12 protein-coding genes, 1 pseudogene and 1 riboswitch are annotated in these 15,770 nt (G+C 36.9%); of the genes and pseudogenes, 4 read left to right on the top strand and 9 right to left on the bottom strand.

From position 1 onward, the window contains the following. Positions 1 to 113 precede the first annotated feature (113 nt). From A9G42_RS12015 to eco, 7 genes and pseudogenes are all read right to left on the bottom strand, one after another. Positions 114 to 422 (bottom strand): hypothetical protein, encoded by a 309-nt coding sequence (locus A9G42_RS12015; RefSeq protein WP_065653536.1) that lies wholly within the window; start codon positions 420 to 422, stop codon positions 114 to 116. Between the two features lie 256 nt (positions 423 to 678). Next, positions 679 to 1,323: a 3,4-dihydroxy-2-butanone-4-phosphate synthase gene (gene ribB, locus A9G42_RS12010; protein ID WP_065567252.1), complete on the bottom strand. Its 645-nt coding sequence runs from the start codon at positions 1,321 to 1,323 to the stop codon at positions 679 to 681. Between the two features lie 163 nt (positions 1,324 to 1,486). Then, positions 1,487 to 1,676: riboswitch (FMN riboswitch) on the bottom strand. Positions 1,677 to 1,786: 110 nt separating this feature from the next. Further along, positions 1,787 to 2,545: an ABC transporter permease subunit gene (locus A9G42_RS12005; protein WP_081295587.1), complete on the bottom strand. Its 759-nt coding sequence runs from the start codon at positions 2,543 to 2,545 to the stop codon at positions 1,787 to 1,789. Positions 2,546 to 2,788: 243 nt separating this feature from the next. After that, positions 2,789 to 3,658, bottom strand: a pseudogene (locus A9G42_RS12000) (ABC transporter permease subunit); the annotation flags it as partial. A gap of 321 nt (positions 3,659 to 3,979) precedes the next feature. Beyond that, positions 3,980 to 5,116, bottom strand: a complete 1,137-nt coding sequence (gene potG / locus A9G42_RS11995; protein WP_218837814.1) for a putrescine ABC transporter ATP-binding subunit PotG — start codon at positions 5,114 to 5,116, stop codon at positions 3,980 to 3,982. Positions 5,117 to 5,215: 99 nt separating this feature from the next. Then, on the bottom strand, positions 5,216 to 6,325 hold the full coding sequence (locus tag A9G42_RS11990; RefSeq protein WP_065580074.1) for an extracellular solute-binding protein: 1,110 nt from the start codon (positions 6,323 to 6,325) through the stop codon (positions 5,216 to 5,218). A gap of 339 nt (positions 6,326 to 6,664) precedes the next feature. Continuing rightward, complete coding sequence (gene eco / locus A9G42_RS11985; protein WP_065567250.1) at positions 6,665 to 7,159, bottom strand: serine protease inhibitor ecotin; 495 nt, start codon at positions 7,157 to 7,159, stop codon at positions 6,665 to 6,667. A gap of 120 nt (positions 7,160 to 7,279) precedes the next feature. Here eco and ydiK point away from each other — a divergent pair, with 120 nt between their 5' ends. Together ydiK and pssA are read left to right on the top strand one after the other, a co-directional pair. Then, entirely contained in the window at positions 7,280 to 8,332 is a 1,053-nt protein-coding gene (ydiK, locus tag A9G42_RS11980; protein WP_065567249.1) for an AI-2E family transporter YdiK, read from the top strand. Positions 8,333 to 8,528: 196 nt separating this feature from the next. Beyond that, positions 8,529 to 9,887 carry a CDP-diacylglycerol--serine O-phosphatidyltransferase gene (pssA, locus tag A9G42_RS11975; protein ID WP_442903204.1) on the top strand — a complete coding sequence of 453 codons (1,359 nt, stop codon included), beginning with the start codon at positions 8,529 to 8,531 and terminating at the stop codon, positions 9,885 to 9,887. Between the two features lie 367 nt (positions 9,888 to 10,254). Here pssA and guaB read toward each other — a convergent pair whose 3' ends face one another. Together guaB and ubiG are read right to left on the bottom strand one after the other, a co-directional pair. Further along, on the bottom strand, positions 10,255 to 11,721 hold the full coding sequence (guaB, locus tag A9G42_RS11970) for an IMP dehydrogenase (RefSeq protein WP_065587973.1): 1,467 nt from the start codon (positions 11,719 to 11,721) through the stop codon (positions 10,255 to 10,257). Between the two features lie 175 nt (positions 11,722 to 11,896). Next, positions 11,897 to 12,595 (bottom strand): bifunctional 2-polyprenyl-6-hydroxyphenol methylase/3-demethylubiquinol 3-O-methyltransferase UbiG, encoded by a 699-nt coding sequence (gene ubiG, locus A9G42_RS11965; RefSeq protein WP_065653533.1) that lies wholly within the window; start codon positions 12,593 to 12,595, stop codon positions 11,897 to 11,899. 308 nt (positions 12,596 to 12,903) lie between these two features. On the opposite strand from ubiG, the gene A9G42_RS11960 reads away from it, so the two are divergent. Together A9G42_RS11960 and A9G42_RS11955 are read left to right on the top strand one after the other, a co-directional pair. After that, positions 12,904 to 14,265, top strand: coding sequence for a sodium-dependent transporter (locus A9G42_RS11960; protein ID WP_218057730.1), 1,362 nt, complete (start codon positions 12,904 to 12,906; stop codon positions 14,263 to 14,265). 126 nt (positions 14,266 to 14,391) lie between these two features. Further along, positions 14,392 to 15,770, top strand: a protein-coding gene (locus A9G42_RS11955; protein WP_143426165.1) for an IS1182 family transposase whose coding sequence is annotated in 2 segments (ribosomal slippage) — positions 14,392 to 14,962 and positions 14,962 to 15,770 — 1,380 coding nt annotated over the 2 segments. Because the reading frame shifts where the segments join, the coding sequence is not laid out codon by codon here. This gene is flagged as partial in the annotation.

Raw genomic sequence — 15,770 nt, 5'->3', positions numbered from 1 at the left:
AAAAAAATAAAAATAGTTATACTTTTTTAATTTAATTTTAAATCAGTATAGAATAATAAAATAGTGTTTTTAAACCGTTTTTTATTATAAATCTAAAGTAGGCGTTATCATACTTATCTAGTATCGCTACTTATAGGATAGTTAAGTAGGTTAAGCATAAGAAAAGGAAAGTAATTAGTCAAAATACTATGGGCTGTAAAAAAATAACTATCGCCATCAAGAAGATAAATAATTGGCCAACCACCCTTGGGAGCGGGTGGATTAGGTGCATAAATAATAATTTTATAATCACTATGAGAGCTTGAATAAAAAACCTCTGTTTTAGAATTAGTTACAATCACATTCATCGATTTTGTTGATTCAGCTTGACAACCAGTAAGTGTTAAAAGTGCCATAAGATAAATAAAAATAGAACGTAGCATAAATTATCCAGATGTAAGCAAAATTTTTCTTCTTATAAAATAAGCGAACAAATCACGCTTTTCAAGCCAAATCGATAAAAAGACTAACTTCACTAACCCGATAAAAAACATTAACTTATAAACCTAAAAAATATTTCAGATAGCAGCTTTATCAATAGGGTTTCGATACAAAAAAATAAGTTAGATTTTTTAACGTTAAATATGATGAGTATAAATAACTCCGCCGAACAATTTCATCGGCGGAACAATTGTTAGCTCAAGCGTTGAGAGTGTTACGATACTCAACTATATCTTCAATGGTTACAACGGGCATATGGTATTGTTTGGCAAACTTTACCACTTCAGGTGCTCTTGCCATTGTGCCATCATCATTTGTTAACTCACACAGGACTGCAGCAGGTTTTAAACCCGCTAATGTCACTAAATCAATTGATGCTTCGGTATGGCCTCGGCGAACCAATACACCACCTTCTTTAGCAACCAATGGAAAGACATGTCCTGGGTGATTAAGATCGCTAGGTTTAGCGTTATCATTAACCGCAGCTTTAATGGTCGTAACGCGGTCGGCAGCTGATACCCCCGTTGTTACACCATCGGCAGCTTCAATCGAAATAGTAAACGCAGTATTATTTTTACTGGTATTATTGGCCACCATCATAGGCAATTCCAATTCTTCGCAACGTTTTGGCGGTAAACATAAGCAAACAATGCCACTACCATAACGAATAGTAATAGCCATTTGTTCGGGAGTGATTGACTCAGCAGCCCAAATAATATCGCCTTCGTTTTCACGATCTTCATCATCTAAAACTAGCACACCTTGACCGGCTTGAATTGATGCAATGGCCTTTTTGACTCGTTCGATTGGAGTTCCAAACTCATTCAGATTAAACTGATTCATGGTAAATACCTATACTTTTAATTTGCTCATTTCATTATTTACTTAATTAAATTTTAATCATTATTGATGCATCAAATTAATTAAGTACAAATAAATAAAATACCAGAATCAGGGCTGTGCTTGACCAGTATGACTTTGCCTTTCAGCAAACATGAGAAAGATAAGCAACTCTCTTTTATCCAGACTTTAACTGTCGGCTTTGGAATTTCACCAAATCTGCTTGACCTTAATATCTTTAGATGGTTTATTGTGGTTTGTTATTAATAAAATAAACAGACCATTAAGATCTAAAATATTAAGCGCTCGTGGGCTATACCACCGGTGGGGAATTACGCCCCGCCCTGAGAATTTAGCCAAATAAATTGACCATTCACACTATAATACAAAATGATGAAAAAAACACGGAGATTTTAAAACGTAATATTGCCGCAATGTGCGGCAATATTGATATAAGAGGCAGGATTTAGTGCTTATGTGTTTCTTGAATGCGACGTCGCTCAGACTGACGCATCCATAACCACGAAATAAAACCGATAATCCCTACAATGAGTAATATAATTGTGGCTAAAGCGTTTACTTGTGGATCAACCCCTAAACGTACTTTTGAAAATATTAATTTAGGTAATGTCATTGCGCCTGGCCCTGTTACAAAATTAGCAATTACTACATCATCAAGTGATAAGGTAAATGCAAGTAACCAGCCAGAAACTAATGCTGGTGCAATCATTGGTAATGTAATAACAAAGAAGACTTTCAATGGGTTAGCACCCAAATCTAAAGCCGCTTCTTCAATAGATTTATCAAGTTCACGAAGCCTTGCACTAATGACTACCGTGACATAGGCGGTGCAGAAAGTCGCATGTGCCATCCAAATAGTTATTGCACCCCGATCTTTTGGCCACCCCAAAACCTGTCCCATGCCAACAAACAATAATAACAATGCCAATCCAGTAATAACATCAGGCATAACTAACGGCGCTGTTGTCATAAATGAGAATAAATTAGACCCACGGAATCGCCTAAAACGGATAATTGCATAAGCGGCCAATGTGCCGAGCACAACAGCAAAAGTAGCAGCGCATGCAGCAATAGATAAACTTAATCCGACAGCTTTAAGTAGTGTTTCATTGTGAATTAGCTCAAAATACCATTTGACTGAAAAATCCGCCCAAACTGTTACTAGCCGAGAACTGTTAAACGAATAAACAATCAAAATGATCATGGGGATATATAAAAACGAAAAGACAACTAAAAAGATAAGCCCCTTCAAGCACCGAAAAAACAGCGCTATAGTAACTAAAGCCGTAAGTATAAAACTAAAAGTAATACAGCCGTAGTAAAAACTACTTTGCCCCAAAAGCGTTAATCCCGATGATGAAATCAAAATACTCAATAAAATTGTACCTAGCAAAGAGAAGATAAATACAATTAGGGCGGATCGTGTAATAACAGGTAAATTGTTCATCTATTTACCTCCCATTTGTCGATTTTGGAATTTATTAAAATAGTAAATTGGTACAATTAATATCATCAACATCACACTTGCAACGGCTGAAGCTGCTGGCCAGTCATGATTGTTAAAGAACTCGGTCCAAAGCTGGGTACCAATCATAATGCCTTCAGAAGGCCCTAATAATTCAGGGATCACATATTCACCTACAGCAGGAATAAACACCAACATTCCTCCAGCAACCACCCCATTTTTGGTTAAAGGTACAATGATCTTAAAAAATGTTTTTATCGGTTTACAACCTAAGTCTAATGCTGCTTCGATTAACGTTGAATCGACCTTACTTAACGACGTATAAATTGGCAATACCACAAATGGTAAATACGAATAAACAATACCAATATACACCGCAAAATAGGTTTTCATAATAATCAAAGGCTGATCAATGACGCCTAACCACATCAAAAAGTGATTTAACAGCCCATTAGGATTCAAGATACCAATCCACGCATAAACACGAATTAAAAACGATGTCCATGAAGGTAAAATGATCAGTAGCAATAAAATATTGCGAGTTGACTGTTTGCATTGTGAAATAGCCCAAGCCAATGGGTAACCAATCAAAATACAAAGCACAGTTGAAATCGCAGCAATCTTAAGTGATTGCAAATACGAATCAACATAAATTGTATCGCTAATTAGATTTAAATAATTGCCAAAATTTAACGTAATATTAAGCAAACCATCGTAATAACTTAACAAATCAGTATAAGGTGGCACTGCTAAAGCAATTTCAGAAAAACTGATCCTAAATACAATTAAAAATGGTAATAAAAACAGTAATAGCATCCATAAATAAGGGATCGCAATTACCGTTAACCTTCCATAAAGAGTCATTAAATCTGAATCATCTCGTTGTTGACGCAATTTTTTATATGTATAAAAAATCACAACTAACCCTGCTGGAATAAATAAAATACTGCCAGCAATAATAAGCCGATAAGCAAATTTAGATGGTCTGTAATGCGCTAAAAAACAACCAAAGCATGACAATAAAAAGCTCAATGTCATTGCGGTAAATAGCGCATCTAAAAATAAGTTATCAAATGCACCCGTTGTTACAAAACGCCAATAAACATTGAGCAACACAAATGCATTTAACAACAATCCTAATACAATGGATCGCATTATGATATCCTCTTTTGTTTATTCAGTAAGTACAACACAACTATCAACTTCCCAACTTAAGTTAACTATATCCCCCCAAGTTGGCATTCCTTTACGATAACGATGCTCATTTTGCAATTGTGCAATAATAATTTGCCCACTTGGCAATTTGACATGATAAATCGATAAATCCCCAAGATAAGCAATTTCGACAACTTCACCTGTAGCACAGTTATAGCCATCTTCAGGCAATTGTTCACATAATTGAATTTTTTCTGGGCGGAGAGCAACTTTAATCGGTACGCCTTCCACCGCAGGCGAATCATAATCCACTTTAAATGGATGTTTAATAGTAGGACAACTCAAAATCAAACCATCTTCTAACGTTTCTTGCAAGATACCGTCAAAAATATTAACCGAACCAATAAACTCAGCACTATAACGGCTATTTGGATGTTCATAAATTTCTTCTGGTTCACCAATTTGCACAAATTGACCTTTATTCATGATAGCAATACGACCAGCCATAGTCATAGCTTCTTCTTGATCATGGGTAACCATAACGCAAGTTGCCCCCACTTGTTCTAAAATGCTCACCACTTCAAGCTGCATTCGATCACGAAGTTGTTTATCAAGTGCACCCATTGGCTCATCAAGTAACAATAATTTTGGTCGTTTAGCCAAACTTCTGGCTAAAGCCACACGTTGGCGCTGACCGCCTGATAATTGGTGTGGTTTACGTTTGCCAAATTGCTCCATATGCACAAGCGCTAACATCTCTTCAACACGCTGTTTAATTTCACTATAGCTTAATTTATCTTGTTTTAAACCAAAGGCAATATTTTGTTCAACCGTCATGTGAGGAAACAAAGCATATGATTGGAACATCATATTAATAGGACGATTATAAGGTGGAACCTGTGATAAATCTTTTCCATCTAAAATGATTTGCCCCGAAGTCGGTTGCTCAAAACCAGCAAGCATACGTAGTAGTGTTGATTTACCACTTCCAGATGCGCCTAATAATGCAAAAATTTCACCTTTATATATAGTCAAATTTACATCATCAACGGCATAATAATCATCATTAAAAACTTTTGTTAAATTTTTGATCTCCAATAAAGGAGTTATCATCTTTTTTTTAGGCTGTACCTGATTTGTTGTTTTATCGTTCACTCTTTTTTCCTCATAACAACAAGCCAAAAAAAACGAGACGGAAAGACTCATAGCCTCTCCGTCTTGGATTTAGTTAAGATTCGATATACAAAATATCGCTTATTTACCAGTTTTGAGCTTGGTCCAAGTGCGGGTAATTACACGTTCAAGTTTAGGTTCTTTAACTTTCAGGGTGAATAATTTTTCCATTACTTCTGGTTTTGGATAAACCGCAGGATCATTTTTCACATCTGGTTTTACAAATTTGTCGTTTGCTTCTTTATTGGCGCTAGCAAAATTAACATCATTAGTCACTTGCGCTGCAATTTCAGGTTTCATGACAAAATTTAAGAACTCGTGTGCTTCGTCAGGATTGGCTGAATCTTTTGGAATGGCAAAAGTATCAAAAAAGACTAATGCTCCTTCTTTTGGAATTTGATAGCCCACATGCACACCATTTTTTGCTTCATCAGCTCTATCGCGTGATTGTAAAATATCACCCGACCATCCTAAAATCACGCAAATATCACCATTTGCTAAATCGGTAATATATTGTGAAGAATGGAAATAGCGAATATTTGGGCGAACTTTTTCTAACAGCTCGTAAGCGGCGCCTGTGTAATCTTTAGCATCAGTACTATTCGGATCTTTTCCTAAATATTGAAGAGCACTTGCGAAAATTTCGGTTGGGGCATCTAAAAATGCTACGCCACAATCTTTCAGTTTTTCCATATTTTCAGGCTTAAATACTAGATCCCAGCTATTAACTGGCGCATCGCTACCTAAACGCTCTTTAACTTTATCAATGTTATAACCAATGCCTGTTGTCATCCACACATAAGGGATGGCATATTTATTATCAGGATCATGGGTAGCCATTAATTTCATTAAATTAGGATCAAGATTTTTCCAGTTAGGCAATTTGCTTTTATCTAATGGAAGATAAATATCAGATTTAATCTGTCTTGCTAAAAAACTATCTGATGGCGAAACCACATCAAAACCAGAATGGCCTGCCATTAATTTACCTTCAAGTGCTTCATTTGAATCATACACATCATAAACAAGTTTAATACCTGTTGATTTTTCAAAATCAGTAATTGTATTAGAGCCGATTTGCCCTGCCCAATTGTAAAAATGCACGACGCGATCTTTAGCAATAGCAGGTTGAGATAACGCTAGTGAAACACCAGCCACGATTGAAAGAATTGTTTTACGTTGAGTAAACATGCTCACCACTTCTCCTCTAGTTGTAGGGATATTACATGTTAGACACAAGCCCATTGCAAAGACACAACGGACCCCCAAATTTTGCCATCGACGTTGAGAAAATGATATAAATTATCAATGTAACACCGCCAAGCGAAACCGAGGTAATCAGGCAATCACAAGTCATTAATAATGATAAATGAACATGTCGAGCTAACCTTGCATTACAAGGGATAAAATACCTTTTTTTTCAAAGATGTCCACTTAAAAAATCAAATATTGAAAGTTTCAAGATTGAGTGGGCATATTTTGACCACTCAATCGATAATTGATAACCAATTAATAATTCATAAATACAAACTATTCTGCATTAGCTTCTAGAATTTTATCCTTAGGTTGCCAAACACGGTATTTAACTTGCAAATCGTTAGGCACATAAAAAACTAATGGCACACTGCTGTTATAGTTAAATAAACCTAAATTGTGGCTAAGGGTCACAAATTGATTTTTATTGCTTCCTTCAGGGCAAGCCATTAAAGTTGAAATATTACCTGCGGCCTTTTCAACCACATAGTATGAATATCCCCAACCTTTAAGCTCTTCTTGCTTAACCGTACCACCAATATTATGTAAGTTACAATCAACATTCATTTCCTTGCCAATTATTACTTCAACTTTTGCATTGTTTTCGTTAGCAATAGCTGGCAGATAAATAGCATAACGTGTAGTGCCCTCTTGAGCAGTTGGAAATGGCGCTGTATCATTAGCATTTTGTGCAACAGGTTTAATTTTTGGTGTGTTGGCACACGCCGTTAATGACACACCTAATAATGCCAATAATAATAATTTTTTCATTTTTAAATCTCCAGTATGAAAGAATGAATCATCGATACATCATATCATCAATACATCATATTAATTTTAATTGATAATGCGTATAATAACACAATATAGATTAATAAATATGGTGTTAAAATGCCAGCAGAAAAAAATACTACCGATTTACTCAAGTTAATTTTAAACTTATTAATTATTGGGTTGCTAATCATTATTACCTATCGTATTGTTGAAGTTTTCTTATTTGGATTCTTTTGGGCGGTAATGGTAGTCATTGCGACTTGGCCATTAATGATAAAAATCCAAAAAAAACTGTTTAACAAGCGCTGGTTATCGTTGCTTGTTATGGCGTTAATACTTGCATTTGTTTGCATTATTCCATTTATATTAATTATTAGCTCTGTAGCACAAAATGGTCACCATCTTATTGAATGGGCTAAAACGCTACAACATCAAACACTACCCACGTTTGACTGGCTTGAAAACATACCGACCTTTGGTTCCGAGTTACATCAAAAATGGTTAAATCTGATTCAAACCGATGGTACCGATTTAGTTTCAAGCATACAGCCTTATATTGGTACCATGATAGGTTGGCTACTTGAACAAGCCACTAACATTGGTATATTTATTTTTCATGCTGGCGTCATGATTATTTTTAGTCTATTACTCTTTTTAAAAGGTGAAAGCATCACTAAATATGTCTACTTACTAGCTAATCGACTCTCTAAGCAATACGGTGCAACCACCGTTACTTTAGCAGGGCAATCTATCCGTGCAGTAGCATTAGGCGTTGTGGTGACTGCCATCACCTTAGCGTTAATCGGCGGATTGAGTTTTCTTCTCACCAATATGCCATTACCTGGCGTACTGACACTCATCTTATTTATTTGCTGTGTAGCCCAAATTGGCCCTGTAGTGGTTATGCTTGGCTGCATCGCTTGGCAATTTTGGTCAGGTCATACCATTGAGGGTATCTGTTTAATCGTTGTTGCCATCATCTTAACCACTTTAGACAGCGTAATGCGTGCTTACTTAATAAAAAAAGGAGCTAATTTACCATTTTTACTCATTTTATTTGGCGTAATTGGTGGTTTACTTAGTTTTGGTATAATGGGATTGTTTATTGGGCCAGTAGTACTTGCATTAACTTACAAAATAATTGAAACATGGGTTGATGAGCAGTCTTAAACCATTTATCATCCTAGCAATAAAGCATAAACATGCTGCTAAAGGTCAATAAGCATAATGATATGGCGTATTTAGCCTAAAGCAACTTAATCGAAATGCGCACATTTTAAAAGGAGTGTTATTTTTACTGGTCTTATTTACATTACTTTTAACTATCATTAGCCTAAAGTAATTTACCAGTTATAATGATAAATAAATCATGCGAATACCATTTATAAAATATAATCACCAAAAGCATCTAGATGAATTAGCAAAAATTCAACAAAATGCCGAACAATATGAGATATTCAATAGTCCAAAAGCATATCGACTAGCGTTAATTGACAAGATAAAAAACGCTCAGCAACGTATTTATATTGTCGCACTTTATCTAGAACAAGACGAAGCAGGTCAAGAAATTCTTAATGAGCTTTATCAAGTTAAACGGCAACGTCCAAATTTAGATATCAAAATATTTGTTGACTGGCATCGAGCACAGCGAGGAAGAATTGGTGAAGATAAAGCGCATACTAACGCCAATTATTATTACCAATTAAAACAAAAGAATACAGAAATTGACATTCCAATTTATGGTGTACCAGTTAATCGTCGTGAGGTGCTTGGTGTATTGCATCTTAAGGGTTTTATTATAGATGATACGGTTATTTACAGCGGTGCAAGCATTAATAATGTCTATTTACACAAACTCGATAAATACCGTTATGACCGCTACCACTTTATTACTAATCCAGTATTAGCTGATAGCATGGTGCAATTTATTCATGAGCATTTTTTACCATATCAAGCATTGCAATTGCTTAATTTGGGCACGCATAAAACCCGCAAACAGATCAAATCTGAAATCAAAGCCCTGCGCCAACATTTAATGGATGCAAACTACCAATACAGCGCCAATACTGACAATGAAACTTTATCGGTTGCACCAATAATGGGGCTTGGGCGCAATAATGCTTTAAATAAAGTTATTCATCACTTAATAAACGTTACCGAACAAAAAGTGATCTTTTGCACGCCTTACTTTAATTTACCAAGTATTTTAGTCCGCGATATTATCCGTTTGTTACGTAAAGGACGACAAGTGGAACTGATTATTGGTGACAAAGAAGCCAACGATTTTTATATTCCACCAGATAAGCCTTTTAACATATCAGGTGGACTACCCTATTTATACGAAATCAACTTAAGAAGCTTTATCGAGCGCCTGCAACTCTTTATTGACAAAGAACAACTGATTATCCGCTTATGGAAGGATGAACAACAAAGCTACCACCTTAAAGGTATCTGGGTAGACGATAAATGGGTGCTTATAACAGGCAACAATCTAAATCCGCGAGCGTGGCGGCTAGATCTTGAAAATGGCATATTAATACATGATCCAAAACAAGAATTGAGTGACAAACTCACCCAAGAACTAAACGCTATACGCCAAAAAACCACCTTGGTCACTCATTTTCAACAAATACAGGCAAGCCAATTTTATCCTAGCCAAGTGCATAAATTAATAAAGCGACTCAGCCGTATAAAAGTGGATAGAATTATTAAACGATTGCTATGAAGTTATTGATATTTTAGATAACTAAAATAAGCACTGCCTAGCCAAATACCCTTGTTTGCTGGGGCAGTGCTATGCTTTATCAGGAACAACTCATTAAAATTAAATAAAAAGGTGGAATAACCCAAAATCATGTTTTGCAGCCTTATGTTAGGGTTGAGAGAGAATTCAGAACTAAACCTCCCAATTCAGGCGTGATGGCATCAATTATTCTGGGCACCAAAAGAATAAAACATTCCCCCCAATACTCCCCCTAAAATAACTTTTGACGTTATAAAAACAGTACGTTTTCTATAAAAATGGTTCAGAAAAGTCATTGATTTTATTGAAGTTTTTTATTTGCAAAAAAAAGGAGGTTCCCCCCCCTTTTTTACGCGCCCGCTCTATAGTTAGGTGGCTCTTTGGTGATAAGTACATCATGCACATGGCTTTCTTTCATGCCTGCGCCAGTAATTCGATAGAATTTAGACTGAGTTCTTAATGCATCAATCGTTGCGCAACCAGTTAGCCCCATACAAGATCTTAATCCTCCCATTTGTTGATGAACGATTTCTTTTAATTGTCCTTTGTAGGCAATGCGCCCTTCTATTCCCTCTGGTACCAGTTTATCTGCAGCATTGTCGGTTTGAAAATAGCGATCAGACGATCCTTTTGCCATTGCGCCAAGCGATCCCATGCCACGATATGATTTATAGGCTCGACCTTGAAATAATTCGATTTCGCCTGGTGCTTCTTCTGTGCCTGCAAACATTGAACCGACCATAACGCAAGATGCTCCTGCAGCAATGGCTTTGGCTATGTCGCCTGAATAACGAATTCCACCATCAGCGATAACAGGAATATTATGTTTTTGTGCGACTTCAACTGCATCCATAATCGCACTAATTTGTGGCACACCAACACCTGTTACAATGCGTGTTGTACAAATAGATCCTGGTCCAATCCCCACCTTAACAGCGCTAACTCCAGCTTCAATTAAGGCTTTGGCACCTTCAGCGGTGGCAACATTACCGCCAATAATTTGTAAATTAGGATAATTCTTTCTAGTTTGATAAATACGGTCAAGTACACCTTGCGAATGGCCATGTGAAGAGTCAATTAGCAACACATCAACGCCAGCCTCAACTAATGCGGCGATGCGCTCTTCATTACCTGGCGCGGCCCCAACAGCAGCTCCCACACGCAGGCGCCCTTTTTCATCTTTACAGGCATTGGGTTTTTGCTCGGCTTTGTTGTAGTCTTTAACGGTAATCATACCTTTTAGGTGGAAGCGTGAATCAACAACAAGCACTTTTTCGATACGGTGCTCATGCATTTTTTGAAGTACGATTTCACGTTGCTCACCTTCTTTGACGGTAACTAAGCGATCTTTAGGCGTCATAACGGCAGTAACAGGTAAAGATAAATCGGTGGCAAATCGTACATCTCGTGCAGTAATAATTCCAACCAGTTCTTGGGTTTCAGTCACAACAGGAAATCCAGCAAAACCATACTCTTTAGCTAGATCAATAACTTGCTTTATGGTTGCAGTAGGTAAAACAGATACAGGATCTTGAACTATACCACTTTCGTGTTTCTTTACTCGCCTTACATGATTGGCTTGATTTTCAATTGACATATTTTTGTGAATAAAACCAATCCCCCCCTCTTGTGCTAACGCAATGGCTAGATCTGATTCGGTTACTGTATCCATTGCTGCTGATAGCATTGGAATATTAAGTTTTATGGTTTGGGTTAGTTGAGTACTAATATCAGCCGTGTTCGGTAATACCGTTGAGTGGGCGGGAACTAATAGCACGTCGTCAAACGTGAGTGCTTCTTTAACTATACGAGACATGACAATATTCACCATTGGTTGGATTGTTGATAAAATATTGCCAAAGCATTTTACTTACTTTTACTTAAAAAAACCAGTGATATTTATATTAGATACGATTTATTAAAATAATATAAAATTATATGCATATTATATAGACAATTTGTTTTAACCTACACATTGCTCTTTTATTTTCCTAACGGTTTGCCATTAAGATGTAGTTGACATCAATATTAGGTCCTAATTTAAATTGGTTTCTCAATAGATGGTACTCCATGCCTATTACATCACCAACAGTGAAACCTGCTTGCTCAACAAGCGACATTAATTCTGAGGGACGAATAAAGCGATTAAAATCATGTGTGCCTTTAGGTACTAGCCGAGCAATATATTCTGCTCCATAAATCAATAGCAATTTTGCCTTATGATTACGGTTAATCGTCGATAAAAATAATTTACCCCCTGGTTTAAGCAATTTTGCACAAGCATCAATAATTGAAAATGGATCGGGGACGTGTTCTAACAGCTCCATACACGTTACAATATCGTATTGCATAGGGTTTTGCTCTGCATGCTGTTCTACAGTCTGTTTTTCATAGGCAATAGATAAACCATTTTGCGCAGCATGCAGTTTTGCCACAGCGAGTGACTCATCAGCAAGATCAATGGCTGTCACATTAGCACCCAGTTTCGCTAAGCTTTCAGATAAAATACCGCCACCACATCCTACATCTAATACCGCTTTTTGCTCTAATAATCCACAATGTTGTTGTATATAATTAACACGTAATGGGTTGATAATATGCAAAGGTTTACATTTACCATCAAGATCCCACCACTGAGCAGCTAATTGTGAAAATTTATTTATTTCATTAAAATCAACATTTTGTGACATGATAACTTTTCCTATAAAGCACAGCCTAAATTCATAATCATATATTTTAAGGCATCACTACTATCAATAAAAGAGCAAAATATAAATTTACCCTGCTGTTAATATTTAGTTAGTAGCTTGTCACAAATTGAATTCAAGCTACTATAAAATTTAATAGTCAAATTGTTATTTATATTAATAGTTTTAATGATTTCTTGTTTCCATGCTTATTTCATGGCATGATTTAACACCTTATCTCTAATAAAAACGTTTTTAAGCATTAGCTTATACTAGGATTAACCAATTAAGAATAAAGGAAAAAAATATTCATGAGTACGGGTACTATGAAGGAAAATCACTCACAATGGAGCTCGCGCATGGGATTTATGCTTGCTGCGGCTGGTTCTGCTGTTGGGTTGGGTAACATTTGGAAATTTCCATATATGGCAGGTGAAATGGGGGGCTCAGCATTTGTGCTCACTTATTTGATTTTTATGTTTGTTATTGGCTTGCCGATTTTAGTTTTAGAATGGCTAATCGGTCGTCGTGGACAAAAAAATCCAATTCATACCATGGAAGATGTTGCTGTTTCTGAAAATCGTTCTAAATCATGGCATTGGGTTGGTATTATTGGCGTAGTAGGATCATTTTTAATCCTATCATTTTATAGTGTTATTGGTGGTTGGGCGACCGATTACATTATTTTAGCTGGTCAAGGGATTTTTGAAGGCGCCAATGGCAAAGTTACAGAACAAATTTTTAGTAACTTCCTTGGCAATGTGAGCCATTTATTAACTTGGCACACTGTATTTATGGCTGCTACCGCATTTATTGTAGCACTGGGCGTTGGTGCTGGTTTAGAACGAGCGTGTAAAATTATGATGCCTGGACTAGGTATCTTGTTGTTAGTATTAGTTGGATACGCAGCCTATGTCAGTGGTTCATCTTTTGGTGAGGCATTTAGATTTTTATTCACGCCAGACTTTTCGGCTATTAATGGCACTGCTATGTTAGCCGCTCTTGGGCATGCATTTTTTAGCTTATCTTTAGGTATGGGCATTATGATGGCTTATGGCTCATACTTAGGAAAAGAGGTTAACCTACTATCTACCGCTCGCACAGTGGTAATTTTAGATGTTATTGTCGCAATGCTATCAGGTATGGCTATATTTCCACTAGTTTTTGCAAATGGTTTACAAGCAGGTGAAGGACCTGGGCTTATTTTTGTTACCCTACCAATTGCATTTGGAAATATGGCTGGTGGCACTATTTTAGGGGTATTTTTCTTTATCTTCCTAACTTTTGCAGCACTAACTTCTTCTATTTCATTACTTGAACCAACGGTTGAATTATTAGAAGAAAAAACACCATTAGGCAGAAAGTCAGCAACGATTTTAAGTAGCCTAGTTATCTGGGCATTAGGTATCGCTTGTATTTTATCGTTTAATGAATGGGCCGAAGTAAAACTATTTGGTAAAAATATTTTTGATTTACTTGATTACCTAACCAGTAAAATCATGTTACCAGTTACTGGATTAGGCACGGTTGTATTTGGCGCGTGGATGATGAATCAAAAACGCATTCGCGAAGAGTTAAATTTAAACGATTTCTGGTTTAACATTTGGACAGCACTAACTCGTTATGTTGTGCCAGTAGCTGTTATCATAATTTTGGTTTATGGATTTGTCTAAAAAGACATTATAACTCCAGTTAAAAGCCTTGATATATTCAAGGCTTCAGATTGATGACAAAGAACTCGCTTTTTGGCGAGTTCTTTGATCTAATAGAGAGGAGTCCACTATAAGAGAAGTTCTTCTATGCTAAAAAAACCAACTCCAGCGACACCAGAAAAAATAGAGCAAATCTCACTAGATGCGCTTGTCCCCCAAAATCATCTTGTTCGTAAAATAGCTAAAGTCATTGATTTTGAATTTATTCGAGAAGCGGTAGCACCACTTTATTGCCCGAATAACGGTCGTCCGGCAGAAGATCCGGTCAGACTGTTTAAAATCATGCTATTGGGGTATCTTTTCGGTATCCCCAGTGAACGTCGTCTGGTTCAGGAAATTCAGGTCAATTTAGCTTACCGCTGGTTTCTGGGAATGGGATTAACCGAAAAAGTGATTGACGCCTCAACACTTAGTCAAAATCGTCGCCGTCGGTTTAATGACAGTGAAATCTATCAACAGATTTTTGATAATATTGTTGAGCAGGCCATTGCCAAAGGGTTGATAAGTGGTCGGGTATTATATACGGACAGTACTCACCTAAAAGCAAATGCCAATAAAGGCAAAGCACGTAATGAGCAGCGTATTGTTGAGCCCAGTCAATATATTGATGCGCTTAATCAAGCCATCAACGCAGAAAGAGAATTAAACGGAAAAAAGCCTTAAAGCCATCGACGGTAGAGAAATACAAGGAGGTTAAAGTCAGTACAACAGATCCGGACAGTGGCTTTATGCATCGGGAAGGCAAGCCTAAAGGGTTCTTCTACTTAGATCACCGAACGGTTGATGGCAAACATAATTTAATTACCGATACCTATGTCACAGCTGGAAATATCCATGATTCCCAGCCTTACATGGCTCGATTAAAACGCCAGTTAGAGCGGTTTGGCTTTAATCCGGTTGGTGTCGGTCTTGATGCGGGTTATTTTACGGCTCCCATTTGCCATTTACTGCTGGCAGAGCAGATATATCCGGTGTTGGGTTATCGCCGCCCCACCCATGGTGCGAATCCCATCAGAAAAAAGCAGTTTATCTATAACGGTCAAAACGATACTTATACTTGCCCAAACGGGCAAACATTAATATATAAAACTACCAGCAGGGAAGGTTATCGTCATTATCATTCTGATGCAACAACCTGCAAAGTCTGTCCGTTATTGTCACAGTGTACACAGAGTAAAAATACACAGAAAGTCATCACACGGCATATCTGGGAAGCAGATAAAGAGAAAGCCAACGAGATTCGTTTAAGTCAGTGGGGTAAAAAAGTCTATGCTCGGCGAAAAGAAACGATAGAGCGCAGCTTTGCTGATGCTAAACAACATCACGGACATCGCTATGCACGATTTAGAGGAAGAGCGCAGGTTCAAATGCAGTGTTTATTGGCCGCAACGGCTCAAAATATCAAGAAAATAGCGATAAAGCTATTTTTGTTACGTTTTTTTAGGCTATTTTTTAATTTATTTAAT

The organism is Gilliamella sp. Nev6-6 (genome assembly GCF_001690605.1).
Classification (GTDB): domain Bacteria; phylum Pseudomonadota; class Gammaproteobacteria; order Enterobacterales; family Orbaceae; genus Gilliamella; species Gilliamella apicola_C.
This window is presented reverse-complemented; position numbering and strand designations above follow the sequence as displayed.

Coding starts and splice junctions, on each gene's coding strand:
- A9G42_RS11990 (WP_065580074.1), bottom strand. CDS start 6,325: ATGTTTACTCAACGTAAAACAATTCTTTCAATCGTGGCTGGTGTTTCA.
- A9G42_RS12015 (WP_065653536.1), bottom strand. CDS start 422: ATGCTACGTTCTATTTTTATTTATCTTATGGCACTTTTAACACTTACT.
- A9G42_RS12005 (WP_081295587.1), bottom strand. CDS start 2,545: ATGATCATTTTGATTGTTTATTCGTTTAACAGTTCTCGGCTAGTAACA.
- A9G42_RS11960 (WP_218057730.1), top strand. CDS start 12,904: ATGAGTACGGGTACTATGAAGGAAAATCACTCACAATGGAGCTCGCGC.
- ribB (WP_065567252.1), bottom strand. CDS start 1,323: ATGAATCAGTTTAATCTGAATGAGTTTGGAACTCCAATCGAACGAGTC.
- eco (WP_065567250.1), bottom strand. CDS start 7,159: ATGAAAAAATTATTATTATTGGCATTATTAGGTGTGTCATTAACGGCG.
- ydiK (WP_065567249.1), top strand. CDS start 7,280: ATGCCAGCAGAAAAAAATACTACCGATTTACTCAAGTTAATTTTAAAC.
- guaB (WP_065587973.1), bottom strand. CDS start 11,721: ATGTCTCGTATAGTTAAAGAAGCACTCACGTTTGACGACGTGCTATTA.
- ubiG (WP_065653533.1), bottom strand. CDS start 12,595: ATGTCACAAAATGTTGATTTTAATGAAATAAATAAATTTTCACAATTA.